Origin of the sequence: Leptospira noguchii serovar Panama str. CZ214 (assembly GCF_000306255.2) — a bacterium.
In the GTDB taxonomy this organism is placed as follows: domain Bacteria; phylum Spirochaetota; class Leptospiria; order Leptospirales; family Leptospiraceae; genus Leptospira; species Leptospira noguchii.
In genome coordinates, this window is record NZ_AKWY02000034.1 from 546,589 (window position 1) to 568,489 (window position 21,901).

16 protein-coding genes are annotated in these 21,901 nt (G+C 34.3%); 10 read left to right on the forward strand and 6 right to left on the reverse strand.

What is annotated here, in order from left to right:
* Positions 1-278: 278 nt before the first annotated feature.
* On the reverse strand, positions 279-1,322 hold the full coding sequence (locus LEP1GSC059_RS19875) for a hypothetical protein (RefSeq protein WP_017214906.1): 1,044 nt from the start codon (positions 1,320-1,322) through the stop codon (positions 279-281).
* A 132-nt stretch (positions 1,323-1,454) separates the two neighbouring features.
* On the opposite strand from LEP1GSC059_RS19875, the gene rpmB reads away from it, so the two are divergent.
* The 8 genes from rpmB to LEP1GSC059_RS19920 all read left to right on the forward strand — a co-directional run bounded on the left by rpmB (position 1,455) and on the right by LEP1GSC059_RS19920 (position 12,197).
* Entirely contained in the window at positions 1,455-1,739 is a 285-nt protein-coding gene (gene rpmB, locus LEP1GSC059_RS19880) for a 50S ribosomal protein L28 (protein WP_002176768.1), read from the forward strand.
* The gene (gene nth, locus LEP1GSC059_RS19885; RefSeq protein ID WP_036025244.1) at positions 1,687-2,385 is read left to right on the forward strand and encodes an endonuclease III; all 699 of its coding nucleotides are present in this window, start codon (positions 1,687-1,689) and stop codon (positions 2,383-2,385) included. The genes rpmB and nth overlap by 53 nt, the downstream gene beginning before the upstream one ends.
* 6 nt (positions 2,386-2,391) lie before the next feature.
* On the forward strand, positions 2,392-2,814 hold the full coding sequence (locus tag LEP1GSC059_RS19890) for an acyl-CoA thioesterase (protein ID WP_002152737.1): 423 nt from the start codon (positions 2,392-2,394) through the stop codon (positions 2,812-2,814).
* Between the two features lie 5 nt (positions 2,815-2,819).
* On the forward strand, positions 2,820-3,272 hold the full coding sequence (locus LEP1GSC059_RS19895; RefSeq protein ID WP_002176561.1) for a peptide chain release factor family protein: 453 nt from the start codon (positions 2,820-2,822) through the stop codon (positions 3,270-3,272).
* An 844-nt stretch (positions 3,273-4,116) separates the two neighbouring features.
* Positions 4,117-5,946, forward strand: coding sequence for an excinuclease ABC subunit UvrC (uvrC, locus tag LEP1GSC059_RS19905; RefSeq protein WP_020981207.1), 1,830 nt, complete (start codon positions 4,117-4,119; stop codon positions 5,944-5,946).
* Positions 5,947-6,007: 61 nt separating this feature from the next.
* Positions 6,008-9,025 (forward strand): LIC11755 family lipoprotein, encoded by a 3,018-nt coding sequence (locus tag LEP1GSC059_RS19910; protein WP_020981141.1) that lies wholly within the window; start codon positions 6,008-6,010, stop codon positions 9,023-9,025.
* Positions 9,022-10,422, forward strand: a complete 1,401-nt coding sequence (locus tag LEP1GSC059_RS19915) for an LA_2168 family protein (protein ID WP_002176504.1) — start codon at positions 9,022-9,024, stop codon at positions 10,420-10,422. Before LEP1GSC059_RS19910 ends, LEP1GSC059_RS19915 begins: the two co-directional genes overlap by 4 nt.
* Positions 10,419-12,197, forward strand: a complete 1,779-nt coding sequence (locus LEP1GSC059_RS19920) for a phospholipase D-like domain-containing protein (protein WP_017214910.1) — start codon at positions 10,419-10,421, stop codon at positions 12,195-12,197. The genes LEP1GSC059_RS19915 and LEP1GSC059_RS19920 overlap by 4 nt, the downstream gene beginning before the upstream one ends.
* A gap of 529 nt (positions 12,198-12,726) precedes the next feature.
* Here the strand turns inward: LEP1GSC059_RS19920 and LEP1GSC059_RS19925 are convergent.
* On the reverse strand, positions 12,727-14,046 hold the full coding sequence (locus LEP1GSC059_RS19925) for an O-antigen ligase family protein (protein WP_036057939.1): 1,320 nt from the start codon (positions 14,044-14,046) through the stop codon (positions 12,727-12,729).
* Positions 14,047-14,171: 125 nt separating this feature from the next.
* Here LEP1GSC059_RS19925 and LEP1GSC059_RS19930 point away from each other — a divergent pair, with 125 nt between their 5' ends.
* Positions 14,172-15,482 (forward strand): glycosyltransferase, encoded by a 1,311-nt coding sequence (locus LEP1GSC059_RS19930; protein ID WP_002176519.1) that lies wholly within the window; start codon positions 14,172-14,174, stop codon positions 15,480-15,482.
* Positions 15,483-15,787: 305 nt separating this feature from the next.
* Here the strand turns inward: LEP1GSC059_RS19930 and LEP1GSC059_RS19935 are convergent, their stop codons facing one another.
* Both LEP1GSC059_RS19935 and LEP1GSC059_RS19940 read right to left on the reverse strand, forming a co-directional pair.
* Complete coding sequence (locus LEP1GSC059_RS19935) at positions 15,788-16,849, reverse strand: glycosyltransferase family 9 protein (RefSeq protein WP_017214912.1); 1,062 nt, start codon at positions 16,847-16,849, stop codon at positions 15,788-15,790.
* Positions 16,846-17,442, reverse strand: coding sequence for a DUF4254 domain-containing protein (locus LEP1GSC059_RS19940; protein WP_036025318.1), 597 nt, complete (start codon positions 17,440-17,442; stop codon positions 16,846-16,848). The genes LEP1GSC059_RS19935 and LEP1GSC059_RS19940 overlap by 4 nt, the downstream gene beginning before the upstream one ends.
* A 127-nt stretch (positions 17,443-17,569) precedes the next feature.
* On the opposite strand from LEP1GSC059_RS19940, the gene LEP1GSC059_RS19945 reads away from it, so the two are divergent.
* Complete coding sequence (locus LEP1GSC059_RS19945; RefSeq protein ID WP_002176684.1) at positions 17,570-19,342, forward strand: patatin-like phospholipase family protein; 1,773 nt, start codon at positions 17,570-17,572, stop codon at positions 19,340-19,342.
* On the opposite strand, the gene LEP1GSC059_RS19950 is transcribed toward LEP1GSC059_RS19945, so the two are convergent.
* Together LEP1GSC059_RS19950 and LEP1GSC059_RS19955 are read right to left on the reverse strand one after the other, a co-directional pair.
* Positions 19,325-19,969 carry a nucleoside phosphorylase-I family protein gene (locus tag LEP1GSC059_RS19950; RefSeq protein WP_002176648.1) on the reverse strand — a complete coding sequence of 215 codons (645 nt, stop codon included), beginning with the start codon at positions 19,967-19,969 and terminating at the stop codon, positions 19,325-19,327. The two genes, LEP1GSC059_RS19945 and LEP1GSC059_RS19950, sit on opposite strands and share 18 nt — an antisense overlap.
* On the reverse strand, positions 19,959-21,899 hold the full coding sequence (locus LEP1GSC059_RS19955) for a long-chain fatty acid--CoA ligase (protein WP_017214915.1): 1,941 nt from the start codon (positions 21,897-21,899) through the stop codon (positions 19,959-19,961). Before LEP1GSC059_RS19955 ends, LEP1GSC059_RS19950 begins: the two co-directional genes overlap by 11 nt.
* Between the last annotated feature and the right edge of the window lie 2 nt (positions 21,900-21,901).

Here is a 21,901-nt window from a genome sequence, read left to right on the forward strand (position 1 = left end):
AATTTTAATTTATTAATATTTTACGTAGAGCCTTATCTTAGATTTTAAATTTTAGAAGTTTGCTCTCTAAATAAAGCTTAATGTGTTAAAACATTCATACAAAGCTCTTTTGAAAATAGCCAAAAATGTGGAAAGTTTCACATAGTTTATAAATTAAGAATAAGGGAGTCTCTGTAAAACTTGAAAACAGCGTTCTCAATATCAATAAATCGCCGTTCAGTAAGAAATTTGTTTTATTGAAGTTTCTATAAATTACAAATTTTAAGCAATTGGTAATTTTAAAATCTTTTTAGAACTCGATTTGCCAAAACAGTCGGATGATACGTTAAGATTGCTCTTTGAAAAAATAGTCCGTTCAAAAACTTACTTTTTAAATTAAATTTTTTTCCACCTACCTGGGTAAGTTCAGAATTAAAAGATTCCTGGGTTTCGGTTTCAATTTTAAATCGAATTTCTTTATTTAAGATTTTAAAAACTTGTTCTTTAGAAGTGCTCTTCCATTGAAATTCACTTGAAAATAAATTTCTCTCTTTTAACCAAAGTGGAAGATTCTTTTTTTCTAATTTAGAAGGAAAGAATGTACCTAAATAATAGAGTTCTGGATTTTCTAAGTCTATGTTTTTATCTGAAGTTTCTCTTAGATAACCTAAAGCATAAAGGTCACAAAAGGCTATTTCCGGAGAATACGTTTCTTCATAAAGTTCTTGTTTAGAAAAAGAAGAGGCTTTTGCAGCTATAAACCTAAGTTTGATTTTTTGAGAACCTCCAAAAGGAATCCAAAAAAGAGGAAGTGACGACTTCCATTTTTCCCAAGGAAATGTTTCCTCCCAATAAATCAAAGAATGTAGATACAAACGATATGGATTTGGAGACGCAGCGCTTAGTAGATCGAGAGAATTTTGTAAATCGTTTATATTTGATTTTTCCTTGGAAAAAATTTTTTTCCAAGGCTTTTTATTCAAAATATGTAATGAACTTTTAAAAAATTTCCAAAATAGATACTTCGCTTGTCCACGAAAATGAGAACGAAGTTTTTGTCTCATCAGAACCTTTTTTTTTCCTCCTGCAAATGAGGTCGATTCTACTTCCGTATCGGATGCAAAGTAGGCAGGGATTCCGTTTTTCAAAGGAAGATTGGTTTCATAGAGAAGATGCTGAAATTGTTTTGGATCTACAATTTGTTCTTTAGTAAATTCTTCGTTTAAAATCGGTTGAAGTTTTCGTTCAATTCGGACCCTTTTACTTTGAAAAAAAGGAAGAACGTTGACATTCCAAATTCGATCCAACCGAAGTTGAAACTTTATAAGAAAAATATTGAACATCGAGACAAGTTTGTTTGGCAGTTTTTTAGGAGCGGAAAGATTCTCCACTGAAAAAAGAAAAAGTCATTTAAAATTTAGCAGAAATGCCAGAAAGATTGACAGGTAAAAGAGAACATCAATTCTGTCCTTACTATGGCCAGAAGATGTGAAGTAACCGGGAGAGGCACAGTCTCTGGGAACAATGTTTCCCATTCCCATATTAAAACAAGAAGAACCTGGAAGGTGAATCTGATCAAAAAAAGAATCTTTTTGGAAGATGAAAACCGCTGGGTTACAGTCCGTCTTTCTACCAGAGCTCTGAGAACTCTGAGAAAAAAAGGAATTAAGGCCGCCATCAAAGATAATGGCGGATCCTTGGGCGTTCTTGCTCCGAAAAAATACGCAGGAATTACAAAACAGGCACCTAAAAAAGCCTGATCCTGCGTTTCTAAAATGGTTTTCCCGAATCTTTTCTCTTTTAAGAAAAGAATTCGGGGAAGTCTCTACACCTCTTCATTTTCAAAAAGACTATGAACTTGCCATTGCGGTCATTTTATCTGCTCAATGTACGGATGAAAGAGTCAATCAAGTTACCCCCTCTCTTTTTAAAAATTTTCCTACCTTAGAATCCTTTGCCAATTCAGATTTAAAAAACATTGAAACCCTCATTTTTTCCACCGGGTTTTATAGAAATAAAGCTAAGTCTATCCAAGGTTTTGCCAAAAAATTGATCCAAGACTTTGACGGTAAAATTCCTAAGACGATTGCAGAGTTGATTACACTTCCTGGTTTTGGTCGTAAAACAGCAAACGTTGTTTTATCGGAAGTTCACGGACTTGTAGAAGGGATTGTAGTAGATACTCACGTAAATAGGCTTTCAAAAGTTTTAGGGCTTACGACTAAAAACGATCCGGTTCAAGTGGAAAAGGATTTGATGTCTCTTCTTCCTGAAAAGTATTGGAGAGATATTTCCTTATATTTGATTTTTCTTGGAAGAAAAAGTTGTAAAGCGCATCGTAGATTTTGTGAGGATTGTATTTTAAAAAAAGATTGCCCATCGTCTTCTATCATATCAGGAGTTTAGAATATTATGGAAGTATTTATCGATCAAAAATTGGAAGGAATGGAGCTTGCTACTCAACACATCGTGATGTCTAGAGATCTCAATCAACACGGGTTTCTTTTCGGAGGCCAGATGCTTGCTTGGATAGACGAAGGTTGTGCGATGTTTGTTATGGAAAAAATCCGTTATTCGAACATCGTAACGGTAAGTATGGCAGACGTTGTATTTAAAAGTCCTGGGCTGCTCGGTGATATTATCCAAATTTTTTCTAAAATCGAAAAAATAGGAAATAGTTCGATCACAATTCGAAACACTTCCATTGGTAAAAGTCAGCGCAGAAAAGAACTAAAAGAAATTATAGATTGCAAGATTACTTATGTTTGTCTGGATGAAAATGGAAAACCGTTTCCTTATTTTAAAGATCATTTTGAACTTCAGGATTTGAAGTAGTTTTTATGGCTTCTCGTTTTCCGGTTTCTGTAGAAAAAGAATCTAAACTTCTTGAACTTATGGAAGTTCTTCAAATTAAAGAAACCGAACTGGAAGAAAGTTTTACAAGAAGCGGTGGTAAGGGTGGACAAAACGTAAATAAGGTTTCAACAGCGGTTCATCTCAAACACAAACCCACTGGAATCGAAGTTAAATGTTCCCTTTACAGAACTCAAGGTTTAAATCGTTATAAAGCTAGGTCTATTCTCTGTGAAAAAATCCAAGATTTCAATCGTAAGAATTTAGGAATTATAAGTGAAGATCAAAAGAAATCGATTCGTAATAAACAAAAGGATTCTAAACGAAAGAAAGAAAAGTATTTCAGAAAAGATCAAAATTTTTCTGCTATTTCTTTAGAAGAGGATGAGAATTTTGAAGTCGAATTGAAAGAAGTTGAAAACGAAGTAGAAAGATACTAAATGGAGTTGGAGATAGCTGTATTGAGTTTCAATCCATTATTGTTGTGGGAACTCATACAAGTTTACGTGTTTAATAAACCATTTTGAAATTGGGGATGTACATATTTTGTGGGAGCTGCTGCATTTTTCGTATTTCTTTTGAATTTTAATTTATATTCGTTTAAGACTGAATGGAAAGTTAGTTCCCATAAAAATCGTAGTATTGTATGATTTATAGCTTTTAGAATTCTTTTGTTATTATAATTTTGTATGAGTTCCCACACTTTTGTAAAACGAAAACTTCTTGTTTTTGTTGATGATCGAAGTAATAACTAAAGCGTCTCGTTTCTTGGACTCAATAAAACGCTTCCTGAATGCCGGTTTTTAGAAGAGGCATTCGCTGAGTTTTCTGGGTCGCGTTAACTCAGCAAAACGCTCTCCTGAATGCCGATCCTTAGAGAGGCATTCGCTGAGTTTCCTGGGTCGCGTTAACTCAGCAAAACGCTCTCCTAAGGGTCGCGTTAACTCAGTAAAACGCTCTCCTAAGGGTCGCGTTAACTCAGTAAAACGCTCTCCTAAGGGTCGCGTTAACTCAGTAAAACGCTCTCCTAAGGGTCGCGTTAACTCAGTAAAACGCTCTCCTAAGGGTCGCGTTAACTCAGTAAAACGCTCTCCTAAGGGTCGCGTTAACTCAGTAAAACGCTCTCCTAAGGGTCGCGTTTTAGGTTTTGGAGCAGACTCAGAGTTGTAGGAACACATTTTTAAGGATACAAATAGAATCATAAAAAAACGAAATTTTGTAAGAGTTCATACAAAATTTAAAACTTTATAAACTCAGTCTTAATCTATATTAAAAAACTACAATATGCCTGAAATTTTAAATCATACGTTAATTTTAGAAAAAATAAAAAATCTAGGAGCTTCTCCGGGTTGTTATCTTTGGAAGTCTAAAAAAGGAGAAGTTTTATACGTAGGAAAGGCTAAAAATTTAAATAAACGAGTTAGAAGTTATCTTAAAGAAAATCACCCGGATGTAAAAACAAAAGTACTTCAAAAAGAAATATTCGATCTAGATTGGATCGCTACCGGAACCGAAAAAGAAGCTTTGATTTTAGAAGCGACTCTGATCAAAAAACACAATCCTCGTTTTAACGTTCGTCTTAAAGACGATAAAAAATATCCTTATATCTGCGTGTCTTTATCGGAAGCCTTTCCAATGGTTTATATCACTAGAAAACTAAAGGATAACGGAGATCGTTATTTCGGTCCTTATTCGGACGTTAAATCGACTAGAGAAACATTAGACATCATTTTGAGAATTTTTCCCGTTCGTAAAACTAGACAAGTTCTTCCCTTACCCAAACCTAGAAGACCATGTCTAAATTTTGATATGGGTCGTTGTCTAGGCCCTTGTCAGGGAAATATTCCAGTAGAAGATTATAAAGTTATAATAGATCAAGTGATTCAATTTTTAGAAGGTAGAAAAGAATCTCTTGCAAACGATTTAAGTATCAAGATGTCTAACTCTTCCGATCGATTGGATTTTGAAAAAGCGGCACGTTATAGAGATATGCTTCAGAGAATCCAAAATTTTAGAGAAAAACAGACAGTTGTCAGTTTGGAAGGAGGAGACGAAGACGTAATCGGTTTTGCCAGAAAACAAGACGAGGGCCAAGTGATTCTTTTAGAAGTAAGAGGAGGAAGGTTGGAAACTAAAAAGTCTTTTCCGATCCAAGGAGTTTTGGATGCTGAGAATTCGGAAATCTTAGGAGCTTTTTTTAGAGATTATTATTTGAACGCCTCCTTGATTCCTCCTTCTATTTTTGTTCCTGCAGACATTCAAGATGAAGTTACTACCGTTATGGACGTTCTACAGGAAAAAACTGGATTTAGACCCAAAATCAAATCTCCTAAGGGCGGGGATAAACGTTCTCTTTTAAAAATTGCAGAAAAAAACGCAGAGCTTGGATTGTCAGAAAGATTACTTGCAACTCATTATAAGGATCAGACCGCATCTTTAAAAGAAATCCAAGAGATGTTTTCTTTAGAACGCCTTCCTCATGTTATAGAATGTTATGATATTAGCCATTTTCAGGGCTCACAACCGGTTGCAAGTGGTGTTATATTTGTAGAAGGGAAACCATTTAAACAAGGATACAGAAAATATAATATACGAGGTTACGAAGGGATTAACGATCCAGGAATGATTCACGAAGTAATTTCCAGACGTTTACAAAGAATCATCAATGAAGAAGGAGTGTTTCCAGATCTTATCGTGATCGACGGAGGACCAACTCAGTTGACAAAGGCCTGCGAAGCGGCTGTGGAAGCGGGAGCAGAAGGAATTCCTATGGTGGGTCTTGCTAAAAAAAGAGAAGAAATTTATTTTCCAGGAGAAAACGAACCGTTTATATTTGATATAAATTCTCCAGGAATGAAACTTCTGCGCCATCTCAGAGACGAAGCCCATAGATTTGGAGTTACGCATCATAGATCCCGTAGAAATCAGGAAACGATGCGTTCTCTGATCCAAGAGGTTCCTGATATAGGTTTTAAAAGAAGTAAACTACTTTTAAAACATTTTTCGGGAGAAAAAAAAATCGAGGAAGCTACAAAAGAAGAGCTACTTTCAGTTCCTGGAATCGGAGAGAATTTAGCCGAAAAAATTTTAAAACAACTTCAAAAAAAAGAATAAAAAATCTCTAAAATTTAAAACGAAACGTATGTTCCCGGAACCGTATTTGGCGGAGGGGAACATGAAATTCAAATTCGTTTTTGTAGCCTCGTTTCTTTTTTTTGCACTCGATTTTTGCCGTGGAAAAGGAAATTCTGCGTTTTTATTTCCAATTACAAATGCAGGAGAATTTAAATTTTTCTACGAACCTGAAAACACTTTCAATCAGGAAATTCAAAAAGAAATCATCCTGGAAGAATGGAAAGATCCAAGCGTTAAAATACGTACTGCTCCCGGGATCGTATGTCTGTTCGGTGGAGCGGTTTCCGTTTTTGGAATATCTGTTTGTTTTCCGGATAAAAACGGAAACATAGAATTAGAATTACAGAATATTATAAATTTTTGGAATACCCACCCTGATTCTGGTTTAGAACCAGAATTTTTAGACTTTTCCCCGTATGGACAGGCAAACATAAAAATCCTATTGAACCGGGATCTTTTAGAAGATGTAGACGAAGATTGGACGGTCCTTTCTAGTTCCAAGGAATTGGATCGGATGTTAAAAAAGGAAAAATTTCCAGAAACAAATTGGATCAGCGTTTTTTCAGAAAATTCAATTCTAAGACCTCATTCTACGAATTCTTTTATCGGTTTTAGTGTTTTGGCTACGGAAGGAAAAGTAAGGATTCTTTTTTCTTCTCCGGATTTTATAACCTCTACAAATACGTTGGTCCTAGAAATTCCGGGTAACGCGTCTATCCTTACTGATTTTTTTTCTCAGATCCAAAAACAAAATCTGAATATTATAAATCTATGTAATAAAGATCTTCCCGTTTTAAGCGAAGTTTTTGGCGGAACCGAGTCTTTTGTGGGAAGATTTTTAGAATTCTCCAATTCTAAAAAAGAACCGATTTGTTTTCAAGATTTAGAAATAGAAACGGCTTCCGGATCTTATCCCATATTTTCTGGAACTCAATTTATGATTCCGGGGGAAACAATTCTTAAAACCGAATCCGGAAGTGTTCTTCCTGGTTTAGAGTTGAACTACTTTCCTTGGTTGGATTTAAAGAAAAAAGGGAATTTGATCTTAAAATCGAAAGAAATTCTGCAAACTTATAAAAATTCTGAAAAAAACTTTTTAGAAGGAGAAAGATACTATTCTTCTAAGAACGATTTTTATTCAACCTGTTCCGATTTTTTTGCTTCTAATTCTTTAAAAAGATTTTGTATGAATCCTGGTTTTTCATTTTCTAATGAAACCGAAAATCTAAACTCTCAAACTGATTTAAGATTTTGTAATTTAGATGATTTTCAAATTGAAGAAGTTAATTTTACCGGTTTATTTTTAGATGGAAAATTAAATTTTAAATATAAGTTTATAGATTTAGAATATTTTGGAAACAATATGTGTAATCCAAATTATTTATCCTTAGAAAGCGGAGAAAAAGAAATTCCAATTTGGCTGGATGCAAAAGTTCTAAAACCTGGAGAAATTTTTACTTTAGGAAAAAGAGATTTTATCAAAGAAGAAATTTTATTTTCTCAAGGAGACTTAAAGGATTTTGAATATAAAGATGCTATTTTTATAAAGGATAGGGTTTCTCAAAAAACGAAAATTCTTTCCAGTGGTTTTTTAGAAATTCCTATTTTAAAAAAAACGGACGGTTCCGTTTTTTCAATTTTGTTTCGAAACGGGATTAAAATTCCACATCCTAAAATTCATTCCGATTCTTTTCTCTCCGAGATAGTAGATTTTCATTTTATGAACCCAGGAAAAAAAACCGAAGTTTCAGATTCTTCTTGGAACAAAATCGCGGAAGTTTCAGAAATTTCTTGGATGGGCTCTTATGACGGTAATTCTTCCGTAAGTGCCGATCGGTTTGTGGAAATAGATTCTGAGTTCGCATCTTCTCAAATTTTAGAAATTGTTTCAGGAACAAAAAGTTATCGTTTTTTAACTTCTTTACAACCGGGGAAAAACGTTTTCTCCATTGGTAAATTGATTTGTTTTCCTAACGTAGAGACTTGGATTGTTCCAGAATTCAATTTATCGAATATAGGAAAAATTAGACTTATTTCCACGGACGAAAAAATTTCGAGCGATTGGATCTTTTGGGATTCTATGGGAATCAATTCTACTTCGCAAAAATTGAGAAGATCGACGGTTAAAGTGCAAACCTTGTCCGGTAAAAACGTCTGGAAAAACAGTGCGCTTTCAGACCCTTTAGAACGTAAATCCAGTTGTGTGGGTACAGAGGCAAGCCCAGGATCTGAAAATAGAACGTTTCCATTTTTACAAAAAGAATATTCAGAAAACTTAAATTCCATTTTGGATCCTTGGATCAGTTTCAATTTTACTCAGAATCATACTGGGATCATACAAACATTTACATATCAACCGAGTTTTTCTTTAACTTTAGACGTTTCTCAATTTTTAAGTTTATGGAGTGAACTATTTATTAGAATTTTAGAATCTACAAATATTCTAAAAAAATCGATGATCTACTTAATTCCATTGGGAGGAGAGGGACTTATAGGAATTCCAGGTTCGTCCGGAATTTTAATTTCAGGTGTTTATCCAAATCCTTCCGTAACAACTAACGAATGGTTTTCAATCTGCAACTTAGGCTCGGATTCGGTTGACGTTCGTAGTTTGGAAATTAGAGACAGTTCTTCTTCTGATCGTTTAGTTGAATATTCTTTCCGTTTTGGAAACAATCCTCCGGTTGGTTGGAACGATTTTAATCCTTCTACGTTCAATTGGTCGTTTGGAGACCGTTTTTTAAATTCAGGAGAATGTGGTTATGTTCTTTCTCCTAATTTTAAAAATGAATCCGTTCCGTTTCATTCGACTACGTTTCGTAAAATTTTTACGATCGATAAAACGAGCACGATCGGGAATGGAATTGGTAAAAACGAAGGGCTGGATCTATTTCAGGAAATCCAAGGAGTTTTATTTCATATTCACAGCTATGGGAATCAGTTTTCTCCGTTTCCGTTTGCAATTGACGCGGAAACAGACGATTTGATTCTTCTCAAAGAAAACCGAACCGGGGATTCTATTTCCGATTATGAAATCAAAAAAAAGGAACGTTTATGAAAAGGTTTTTCATATATTCCTTTTTTATAATGTTATTTCCTATTTATTCTTCAGAAAAAAATAAAGGTTGGACCCAAATTTCCTGGATGGGTTGGGGATTGGGAATGATTCAAAAGACTGGGAACCTTTCTGAACTGGAAAAAGAAAAAAATTATAAAGAACTGAGGATGAATTCTTTTTTATTTCATGCAGGGATAAATCAAAATTTAGAAACGTCTGGTTTAAAAATTCAATTGGAAGCAGATTTAAGTGCTTCTAACGAGTCTAAAACGTCTTTTTTTGCAGGTAAAAATTTATTTTTAGAACTTAAGAAAGATAATGTTTTTCTAATTTTTGGAAGAGTTCGGGAAGAATTTAAAACGTCTACGTTTGCGGATTGGTTGGATGGAACGGATGGACTTTCTATCAAAACCGACTTGGGAAAATCGGGGCGTATTCGTTTTGACTTGTTTGATTTTTATTCCGGTTATTCTATTTTCGATAAGAACGGGCTTAAAAACGAAATTCTAAACACAAAAAAACCTCTTGGTGAAATTGATACCAAAGATTCTATTTCAAATACATTCAAAAATCGTTATAGAGTTGGGGTCGGTTATCGTTACGATCTTACGTTTTTGGAAACTGGATTTCGTTTTCAATATTTAAATCTTCAAAATTGGGGTAGGTATACAAACGATTTGAATATTGAAAACGTTTCTTCCGGAGATAGGGATTATCTCACTCATTCTACGATCGAACTTAAAATTAAATACGTTTGGTTTTATTGTTTTTTATCCGGAATTTTAGTCAGAGGTCAAGACAAAACCGGTTGGAATCGAATTAGAAATGCAAGTATGATTCCTATTTCAGGAGAAGCTGTTTTGGTTTCTTTCGGAGCCTCTCGAAATTTTTGGAAGTTTGACATCTTTGGTTTTCTTCCCGATCGAGATAAAAAAAGTGAAAACGGAGAGATCTTGGAACTAGGTTTTATAGGAATTGGTTCTTCTCCTTCTCCTGTGTTTAGTACAAATCAAAGTCTAGATTTTTATCCTTCTGCTTGGATTACGGAAAGAGGTTTGGAAAAACAATCCGGAATTCAAGGCGGAAAACGTCAATCTGCTTGGACAGGTATCAATTTAGAATATCAAGAATCATTAATACGATTCCGTTTTTATATGGCTTCTTACTTTTTTCTTTCGGACACAAAAGGAAATTCAGGAGCGCTTACTATTTCCAGAGACAGTTTTAGAAAAGATTTTCTCAGAGAAGTTTTGATTCAAACTTGGATTTATACACCTTCTGAAAATTCTAAGTTCAATTTTTACTATTGGAAACTTTCTCTTGGCGGTTCCTGGAGCGATTTAGAAAATTCTAAAAAAGAAATGTTTTTTCAAATTTCTTCTGGAGTCGTTTTATGATTAAAAAAGGCTCTTTATATATTTTAATTTTTATTTGTTTGGCTGTTTGTTCTAATCAAAACGATTCTGATTTATTTTGGTTGGAATGGGGAAGACTACGAAAAGTAGAGACTCATTTTTCGTTTCCAGGACGTTACGTTTCTACTTTCAAAAAAAGGAATGTACGAGATAAAATTTTAAAACTTATAGAGAACGCTCAATTTTCAATCGATCTTTGGATTTATTCTTTCGATGATTTAGAAATTTTAGATGCTTTGAAAAATGCAAATGAAAGAGGTGTTACAATTCAAATACTTGCAGATCCAGAAAAAGAATATTCTATAGAATTAAAAAGTCTGGGATTGTTTCAAAAATGGGAAAAATCAGGTTTACAACATTCTAAAATACTCATTGTAGATCGAAAAAAGGTTTTTTTAGGTTCCGGGAATTTCACATGGTACGGTTTGGAAAACGATCTAAACGGTTATGTTTCTTTTGATCTATTTGATTCCGAAATAGAGAATTTTTATTCTTTTTTAAACGAAAATTTTATTTCTTTAAGTATTCCTCCTTTTGAATTTTATATTTCACCCACAAAAGGAAGATTGATTCAAAACCTCATTTTAAGAGAAGTGGATCGTTCACAAAACGAAATTAAATATTTGATCTTCGATCATTTTGATTCCGTTTTGACTTCCAGATTGGCTTTGGCTGATCTTAGAGGTATAAAAGTAAAAGGTATTTATGATTCTCCCGTGGACGAGGAAGGAAAATTTTTAGCGAACGTTTTTAGAAAACCAGGTTCTGAAATTTCGGGAGACGGGAATGATGAGACGATTTCTTTAGATTCTTTCGGAAAAGGAGGTTTATTACATCATAAAACTATGATATTAGACAACCAAGTTTTAATTTCCGGTTCGTATAATTTTTCGATGAGTGCCAGAGACAAGAATCGTGAAATTCTTTTTAAAACAAAAGATCCGTATTTAATCGACTCTTACTCAAAGGAATGGGAACGAGTTAGGCAAAACGCAATTTCATATCGACCGATTCCGTTTCAAACGGAAGAAGTTTCTAATTCTGTTTTTTTCGGTCATTCTGAAAATTCAATTTTGGTAGAACAAACAATTTGTAGAACCGACAATTCGAAAGAGGAATCTTTTTATTTAGAATCTGGAAAATCATTTTTTACTTCTATTTTAGAATATGATTTTTCTCCGACGGAATCTTGTAAGAAAGTTTCTGATTTTAGTTCTTCTAGTAGCGGATTTTCCGGAAGAAAAACCAACCATCCGGTTCAAACAAGACGATTTAGGGAAAACGGAATTCTAAGATCTAAAAAAGGAAATTTAATATTTATTTCTCCGGAACGTATATCCGGCGACTTCCCACCGGATTTTGAAAAAAAACCTGTCTATTTATTTATGCCTGTATTCTATTCCATTCAATCTGGAAATTTATTATTTCCTCATAGTCTGGAAAACTTTAAAAATCCAAATTCTATTTTTATTTATCAAAGAGGAAACGGGCCAATTGCCATTCCTGGGAACACTTCTAGAAATTCTATTTCGGTTATTCCCAATTCTACCGAAGGAATTTTATTTTTAGAATACAATTCTTTATTTTTTGCTTTTTGTTTTCACGAATATTCAAAAAAAGGAATAGAGTATACGGAATTGATCCAAGAAATGATTTCTTTTAGAGAAAGTGTTTTTCCATCTAACGAATATTTATCTGCGGAAGACGTTCCGATCAATCAAGTCAAAAATTTGGGAACATATTGTTACCGGTATTAACTAACATGAGTTAGACGTAAAAAAATTGTGTGAATCCGGTTTGCCACAGGCAACCGGACCTCCAGTTCTGGTCAATTAACCGTATTAAAAAACTTAATATAATATTTCGTCTTTAATTTCAATTTATTATAGAATGCGTTCCGAGAAACTAAAACAAATGGATCGGCATTCAGGAAAGCGTTTTGCTGAGTTTTCAGACAGAGACTTTAGTTTGAAAGAACGTGGCTTGAGTTTTCTCATATCAATCCATTTTGTGTTAATTCACGACTAACTATATTGCAGGTTTTTGTAAAAAATAAATAGAGTTTTTGAATATTTAGTTCTCCATCTGCTTTTGTTTTATGAAAACGGCCGATTGAAGTAGTTTTGTTAATCGCAATTATAGAATTTTTCAACTACTTTAATGTAATGACTACTATTTCTTTGTAGGAAAAATAACTTTTACAAAACGGATTTTTTATAATGAATTTATATTCAAAATATAGAATAAACAAAAAGATAAATTAAAACAGGAAGGAAAATCCAGAATTTAAACCATTTCAACAGAATTAGATTCTTCTTTTGAAAGTCTTAAAAAAAGTCCGCAAAGAATCCAAAACAAAATCACTACTTCATCGTCTTGAAAGTAACATTGAAATAGCCCTGAAATAAAAAATCCGGATAAACCAAAAAAATATAGGGAACGTTCATATGAAAGTTTTGTAGTCATCAATTTACGATATAGTTCGGTTCCTAATAAAAGAAAAAGTAAAAAGGATGGAATTCCAAAAACCGCTAAAAGATGAAAGTAGTCGTTATGCGCATGTCCTCTTTGAGTCGTTTCATAAAAATAATAGAGTTCTTTGTATTTTTCAGAATGTTCCATTCTAGACTTTTCGATTTCTCGATTATAGTTGCCCGGACCAACTCCGGTAAGTGGATTTTTTTCGATCAAAGGAAACGTGGAATCCCAAATAAACGCTCTTCCTGCGTCTGTATGTTTTTCTTTTCCAAAAAGAGGATCGGTGATTTTTTGTCCTGCTTGTGTAAACGAAAGACCAATTCCTATAAAAAGTAAAAAAGTAAAAATCCCAATTGTAAAAAAAATGATTCTTGTGGAAGGTAATTCTTTACGAAGAACACCTAACACAATCAATGCGGTGACAGAAGAAAATAGGCCGCCTAACAAAGATGATCTGGCATTATTTAAAAAAACTACATAAAGAAAAAACAAAAGTATGATTCCATTGATTCCCGCTTTTTTGAAATTTTTTTCAAATAAAGACTTCAAAAATAGAAAAACGGGCATCGTAAAAAAGAACTGTAAAAGTCCTCCAAAGGTCAGGTGTGTATTCATCAAACCGATCGGTAGATAAATGGATATTCCACCAATCTGCCCCATTGGATGTGTGAACTTCCAATTCGAGGATTCTCTATATAAATCGCTGATAAGTCTGGAAAGTCTAACCGAAGAAAAACTAGAAATAAAACCGGTTATAAGTAGAACCCAAAATAATACGTTTAGAGCTTTGAGAACAGAAGGGAATTCTTCTTTTTTTAAATTCCAAGATAGTAATAATCCGATAAAAAGAAAAATATCCTTAAGTTCCGAGTTAAATGCTATTTTAGAGTAAATTTTAAAGTTTTCTTCTCGAAAGGAATGGATCAGAAAATCGCTCAAATACCAACCGAAGAATAAAACCCCGATCAAAATCACAGGCTCTTTCCAAAATTCGGAAGTTTTTGATGAGAATAGAGAAAATAAAAAAGCGAGTATTAGAAACCCTTGGCTGATGGATACGGATAGGCCGATCGCTACGATACTGGAGCAGAATAAAAAAAGAGTGATTTTTCTAAGACGTTCAGACATCTTCTCTAATCGATTGAACCCAGGTTTTATAAAACCTGGGAATTGTAAATTCGATATTTTATTTCCATCCAAAGAGTAACTTTGGATTTTAATAAATTCTGTATGTAACGACGAGGAGATCTTTAATGAGAATTCTTTATTTTTCTGATACCTTTCTTCCTAAGGTGGATGGTGTTGCAATCTCTATGAGAAATTTCGCAGATCTTCTGGCAAAAAGAGGTCATACCTTTGCAATTTGTTGTCCTAAATACGGAGAAGGGGATTTTGATTCCTTAGGAGATGGAATCAAAATCGAAAGATTTAGAAGCGGTTATCTACCGAGTTATCCCGACATCAAAGTCGTTCTTCCTTCACCCACCAAAATCAAAAGAGTCATCAAAGAATTTGAACCTGATTTGGTACACATTCATACTCCCGGTTTACTCGGTCTTTATGGAATCAACGCGACTGAAAAATACGGAATTCCTACGATCGGAACGTATCATACTTTGATGTCTGAACAGGAGATGTATCTTTCTTTTTACAGACTTTTAAAATTAGATAAACTTTTTTTAAGGGTCAGTAAATCGAATAAAAAGCTGAAAATGAAGGATCTAGGAAAGATAGAAAAATTCGATAAGTTTAATATACGTAAAAAAATCATTCTTAAAATTTCAAATAACATTTATGAACGTTGCGATCTTATCATTTCACCTTCTAATTTGATCGAAAAACAACTCCGCGAGTTTGGTTTAAAAACTAAAATTACGGTTATATCTAACGGACTCGATTTAACTAGTTTTAAGGGGACTATAAAACAACTGAGTTCTGCTCCTAAACTTTTACACGTAGGAAGAATTTCTTACGAAAAAAATTGCGACGTAATTTTAAATGCATTCAAATTGATTCATGATGAAATTCCAGATTCTACACTTACGATCATAGGGGACGGCCCCGCGCTTCCTTCTTTAAAAGTACAGGCTCAAAATTTAGGCGTGGAGAACTCTGTGACGTTTACCGGTTTTATTAAAAGGGAACAACTTCCAGAAGAATATCCTAAGTACGATTTATTTTTAACCGCGTCTACTATGGAAACACAAGGGCTTGTGATTTTGGAATCTGTAGCTTGCGGACTTCCCGCTGTCGGAGTAGATTCTTTTGCAATTCCGGAACTCATTCACGATGGAAAAAACGGTTATATAGCAAAACCTTTTGACGTAAAAGGAATTGCCGAAAAGTCAGTTGAAATCTTGAAAGATCCAATTCTTTATGAGAAATTTTCGAAAGAGTCTATCAAAATTTCTAAAAGTCATGAAATGAACGCATGTGTGGATAAGATGGAAGAAGTCTATAAAACGATCGCAAGCGTTAAGAATAAAAAGAAAAGAAACACACTTATCAATATGCTTTTTTCTCTTCCGGATCCTTTAGACCAGTTCTTGAGATATTTTGAATGAACGTATAGTTTTATTTAAATCAAACATAAAAGATTTTGAAATACACTTTAAAGTATCTATTAGAAATTTAGATTTTACTAAAACTATTAGGAAATTAGAAACTTTGATCTATCAGAACAATATAGCAAGTGTGTAGTATTGAGTTTAGACAAAACAGTTAACCATATTGAATTTTAGTAAACATCTCAATTGTCTTTTTCTAAATTTATTTTGAATTTCCTGAGAATTTAAGAGAGACGCTTACGCCCCCGTTTTCTTCGTGCAAATGCCACATTAAAAAACGAATCAAAAAAGACTTTGTTTTATCAAAACAAGGTATTGATGTTATAAACAACTCGGATTCTTTTGATGACGTCTTCTGGTTGAATCCATTCCATACAAGCGAAGTCCTTGCGGTAACATGTGGTGTTTCCATAAATACTACAAGGTCTACAAGATAAATTATCAATTTGTAATACACCGGAATCCTCTTGGCCAAAAGGAGCAAAACCAGAATAAGGGTGTGTGGTTCCATAAATTCCGATCACAGGTCTTTTAAGAAGTGCCGCTATATGAACGTTAGATGAATCCATTCCTATCATTACGTCCATCCTTTCCATGATTCCCAATTCACCTCGGATTCCCAACTTACCTCCAGAAACTATTTTCACAGATTCCTCAAGATCTTGTCTCCACTGCAAAAGAATTTTAGATTCTTCTTTAGAACCAAAAAGAAAAATTTTGACTCCGGTAAATTCATCTAAAAGAAGTTTAAGCAGAATTCTACTTTTTTCTCTAGGCCATTCCTTTAAGGCGTGTCCTGCAAACGGAGCAAATCCGATCCAAAGACTTTCCTTTTTTTGAATATTCTGAGATTCGAAAAATTCCTTTGCGAACATTTTGGACTCTGGATCTACGTTGATCCAAGGACCTTTTCTTGCAGAAGCGGGATAACCAGCGTGTTCAAAAACTTTGAGATAACGATCTACTGTATGAGGAAGTGGAGTAAGAATTTTTTTCTTCTGACGAATTTGTCTGAGTTTTTCTTTTCTTCCTTTTACGATCCGAAACACTCCAATTCCGCGAATGGAAAAAAGAAGACTGATCAATCTGGAACGAACGGAAGAATGAAGATCAATCACTTTTTCGTAAGGGCCTAATTTATTGATTTCTAGAAAAAGTCTATAAAGACCTAAAATTCCTCGATAACGTTTTAAATTAAAACCAACTACGTTTACATTTGGAATATTATAAAAGAAAGGAGCGTAATTTCCTCGTGTAACAATGGTAAGTTGGATATTCGTATATTTTGCTGCGATCGCTATGATAGCTGGCGCCATAAGAGCAACGTCTCCCATGGCAGAAAACCTCATGACTAATAAATTCATGATTTTTTAGAATAAAGAGAAGGGTTCAAATTTTGATCGTTATACATTTTCATCTGACGATAAACTTTATAGAATTTATCACCGTTTTTTAAATCTTCCAAAAGTTCGTCTAAACATTGGGAAAGATCCTTTCTTTGTTCTAAGAGTATTTCTAGTTTTCGTTTACAAGCAAGAATATGATTTTCATCTACGTCCTTTCTCTGGGTTTGTTCTTCCATGTGATAGATTTTGAGTTCTAAAATACTCATTCGATCTATTAACCAAGCCGGAGTTTCCGAATTCATTTTGGCTCCTGTTTTTTTAGGGACATTTTGAAATTCGGAAGAAATACGATCGTCTAAAATTTCAACTAGATCGGTTCGATCCTGATTGAGTTTATCGATTTGTCTTTTAAAACCCACCAACTCTTGATCTGGTAGATCGGGTCTGCGGATTTCGTCTTCCACATGCCATTGGATCGTATCAATTTGATTTTTACTATAAAGAATCGACTCTACGCTGTCAGGTGGAAAAGGGTTGGCCGTTTCTTGATTGTGCCAGTTTACCACGGATTGTCTGAAAATGGATACGACGGAGTTCGCTTTCAAAGCCATTGTGTATAACATTGGGCGATAAGCCAGAAAATCAAGAGAAAAGCGTATCAAGAAACCCGATTGTAGAATGACCTATTGAGAAATTCTTTACTTTCTCGTCTTATTAAAATAGAGTCATTTGAGTTTTATGGCACGAAAAATTCATCCCGAAATTTTAAAGTTTCTTTCTGGAATATCTTTGTTTCAAAAATTATCTCCGGCCGTTCTGACCCGCATTTATCAAAATATAGAAGAAAGAAACGTATATAATCATGATGTAATCTATTATCGAGGAGATATTTCAGATAAACTTTTTATAGTCAGACATGGAGAGGTGATGCTTACTTTCGGAGAATCCGGAAAATCGGTAAGATATTTGGGTGAAGGAGAATTTTTTGCGGAAAATAGCCTCATGACCAGAACACAACACGCGGGTTCTGCGATTGTTGTGATGGATAGTTTACTTTATGTTCTGGATGGACATTTTTTTTTAGAACTGGCTCAAAAGGAACCAATTCTTTCCGGGAACTTAATCCGTTTGATGAGCAATCGATTTAGAGAACATCTGGAACCAGATAATAAAATGATGTCTCTTCCTAGAAGGATGATCTGTCATGTTCCTTTAGAAGAGGTACAAGGTTATAAAGAAAAGTTAGATGCAATCGTAGAGATAGGAGGTTATTCGCACGTTGGAAAGATGACTTTGGTTCCGATAGAATCTTTCGAAAAAATCAGCCTACAAGACGCAATTCGAAAATTATCTCTACTTAGAAATCAATTTCCAATCATTCATTTGTATTTTCAGCAAGTAGGTTTAAAACCAGAACTGGATAAACTACTTTTGCAAGCCGATCAGATTGTTTTTTGGGAAGATAATCCAGAACGTAACCAAAAGAAAAAAACTGAAATTATATCTTATTTTAGATCTAGAATTCGTAATTTTGCAGGAAGAACGATCCGTTATGTAGATTCTGTCAATTCAATACGGCCAGAAGATAGCGTAAAACATCAGAAAATATTTCATAAGGAAGAAACATTTTCTAGATATCTCGTGTCCAGAATGAGAGGACTCGCTTTGGGAGGTGGTGGAGCCAGGGCACTTGCACACGTAGGGCTTTTAAAAGTATTAGAAAAAGAGAATATAAAAGTGGATGTGGTTTCTGGAGCTTCTTTTGGAGCTGTAATCGCAGCCTTGTATGCACGTGGAGAAAATACGGAAACGATCTATAAGATGATCTATAAGTTTTTTGGAGGATTGGACAAACCTTTCGATCCTACAATTCCTCTCGTTTCCTTTTTTAAAGGTAAAAAAATGACTCGAATGTTGAAACAAGCATTCGGTTCTACTTTGATCGAAGATTTAAAAATTCCTTTTGTAACATCTGCGGTGGATCTTCATAGCGGAGAAGAATACGTGATGGATCGCGGACCCGTTTGGGAAGCTCTGGCCGCAGCGATGAGTTTGCCTGGAATGTTTCCACCAATTTTTCATGGTGATCATTTGCTCGTAGACGGGGGAGTGATCAATAACGTTCCTGAAAGTTTAATTAGACAAAAAGGAGCAGACATTATTTTATCCGCAAACGTTTCTCCTCTGAGAGATGAGGCAATCGTAAGACTTTTAGAAGATAGAAAAATTACTGGAAAATCTTTTTTTAAAAACCTCTGGGAAGATTTAAAGTATCCGCCTATTCTCAAAATTATGGGAAGGGCAATCACATTGGAAGGAAGAGAGATCACAAAACTTAGAAAAGATAAAATGGATTTATTCATCAATCTTCATATAGAGGAATTTTCCTTTTTTGATTTTAATAAGTTTAGAGAAATCATTCGTAAGGGAGAGGAAGAGGCTGAAAGACATCTCGAAGAGATTTACGATTTATTTTATCCAGGAAAAAAATTCTTAAAGAAAAAAAGATAATAAAAATTCCTGAAGTTTTGCGGATTCTTTTTTATAATTGAATTTCCATTCTTCACTTCCGGAAGGTCCCACTGTATTTGTTAGTGCAAAAAAAGAATAAAAAGGAAGTTGAAAATCATTACAAACCTTTGCAAGTCCGAAACATTCCATATTTTCAAACCCTAAATCGTGTTCTCTTAGATATTCTAAAGATTTTCCGGAAACGTTTTCGATTGTGATCGAACCAGTAGCGTTCGTTTTTGAAATTAAAATTTCTTCTGAAGATTTTAACTCGAAAGAGTATGGGAACTCATATAAATCGGGAATCGTTTCGGGGATTTTAATTCGTCTTTCTATTTTAGCAAGTTCCTGATTTTCAAACTGAAATGAAAATCCAAATTTATTTTTCCAAAAATTAGGATGTAACCAAGGATATACACCTGCGGAACCTATAAATAAAACCTGGGTAGGAAATATTAAGTTTTTATTATTTAGGCAATCTAATAAAAATTTTTGAAGATTTAAGCCTGCTTCTAAATTTCCGATTCCACAAACAAGAACCGTAAATTTTTCTAATTTTAAAATTTGATCCACTTCTTCTTTGATCGCCGAACAAATTAAAGTTGTTCCTGGAAGTTTAATCTTCATCATTATCGTACAAAGACTGAATCACATTCTGATATAAATTAAAAATAACGTTTCGCTTGAGTTTCATCGTCTCTGTCATTTCCTTTCCCTTTTCAAATTCTTTTGAAAGTATATGAACATGAGCGATCTTTTCAAAGGATTTAAAACCTGCTTTTGTGGAAATTTTATCTTTGACTATGTTTTTAAAAAACGTAGCTACTTCTTTAGAAGAATTCCACTCAATCGGATCTTTTGGAATTTTTTTTCCTTGGATTTGAAATTCTTCCTGAACACGATCAAAAAAAGGAACGATTAAAACTCCCAGGTTTTTTCGATCTTGACCGACTACGATTACTTGATTGATAAATTCTGATTCTGTAAGTTTTGCCTCAATCGGAGCAGGTTCTAGGTTTTCTCCACCGGAAAGAACAATCGTATCCTTGGCCCTACCTGCAAACTTTAATTCTCCAGTATGAGTCCAAGTAAGAATATCCCCTGAATCTAACCATCCGTCTTGTAATGCCTTGGAAGTTTTTTCAGGTTCTTTATAATAACCCATTGTAACGTGAGGACCTTTATGCCAAGCGACTCCTTTTTCGCCTGGAGTTGTGACAATCTTACCGTCTTCTCCCACGAGTTTGATCGCGGTTCCGGGTAACGGAGCGCCGATGGCTCCATTTTTTGGAATTGGAAATTCACCAATGGCTCCGATTCCCGTAGTTTCTGTCATTCCATAGGTTTCGATGATATGAATTCCGGCACTTCTAAAGAAAAATTGAATATGCGAAGGCATAGCACCAGCACCGCATAACGCAAATCTAATTCTACCGCCAAACAGATCTCTTACTCTTTCTAAAATTTTATAAGAAAGGATTTTTATGGGAAGCATAGAAAGTAGAAATATTCCAGCTATAAAACGATCTAATAATTTCTGATTTGGTTTTTCTGTTTCCGTAGTAGCGTAAGAATCTCTAATTGTATCCTGAAGATTTGTGATAATCTCGGCCATTTTAACCGCAAAGTGAAAAAGTTTCTGTTTGAGAGGAGGGGATTTTCTGACGGTATCATGAATTCTTTTATAAAGACCTTCCCAAAGTCTGGGAACAGAAACAAGAACCGTGGGTTTTACTTTTTGCATATCCGCTGGAATGGTTGGGATAGAAGAACAAGCCGCCATAGACGCCCCCCAAGCAATCAGGGCTGTTTCCAAAAGTCTTTCTGCGATATGCCAAGGTGGAAGGAATAAAATGGTTCTATCGTTACAGGAACCAGGAACAAATTCTTGAATTTGATGAATCCCCCAAGTAAAACTTCTATGATTTAACATTACACCTTTCGGAGCGCCAGTTGTACCGGAAGTATAAATGATCGTGGCTAAATCTTTTCCGACTAAAGATTCACCTCTTTGATCATAGATTTTATCTCCTTTTTTGATTCTGGATTTTTCTCCTTCTAAAAGTGCGTCTTCTAAAAATATAAATTGGATTCCGGAAAGTAGTGCGCGGGAATTTTCTAAGTCTTTCCATTTTATAGGAGGGTCTATCAAAAGAATCGTTTTTACTTTGGCAAGACTAGATTTATCTTCTAATAACTTCTTTAGTACTTTCTCATTTTCTAAAAAAAGAATTTTAGCTTCAGAATGTTCTAATATATATTTCAGATCTTCTATAGTTGCGTCGCATCCGCGAGGTACGTCCACACATCCGATCGTAACTAACGAAAGGGAACAAAGAGACCATTCGTATCGATTATCACAAATAAGTCCCGCCGTATTTCCTTTTTGCATTCCTAGATCAATTAAAAACGTAGAAAGGTTTTTTAAATTTTCATACCAATCCTTATAAGAAATTCCTCGAAAATCTCCGGATTCTTCCCGAATCCAATACATGGGTCTGTTCGAATAAACGAAAGAAACGTCTCTGATTAGATGATATAGACTTGTTTTTTCCATAG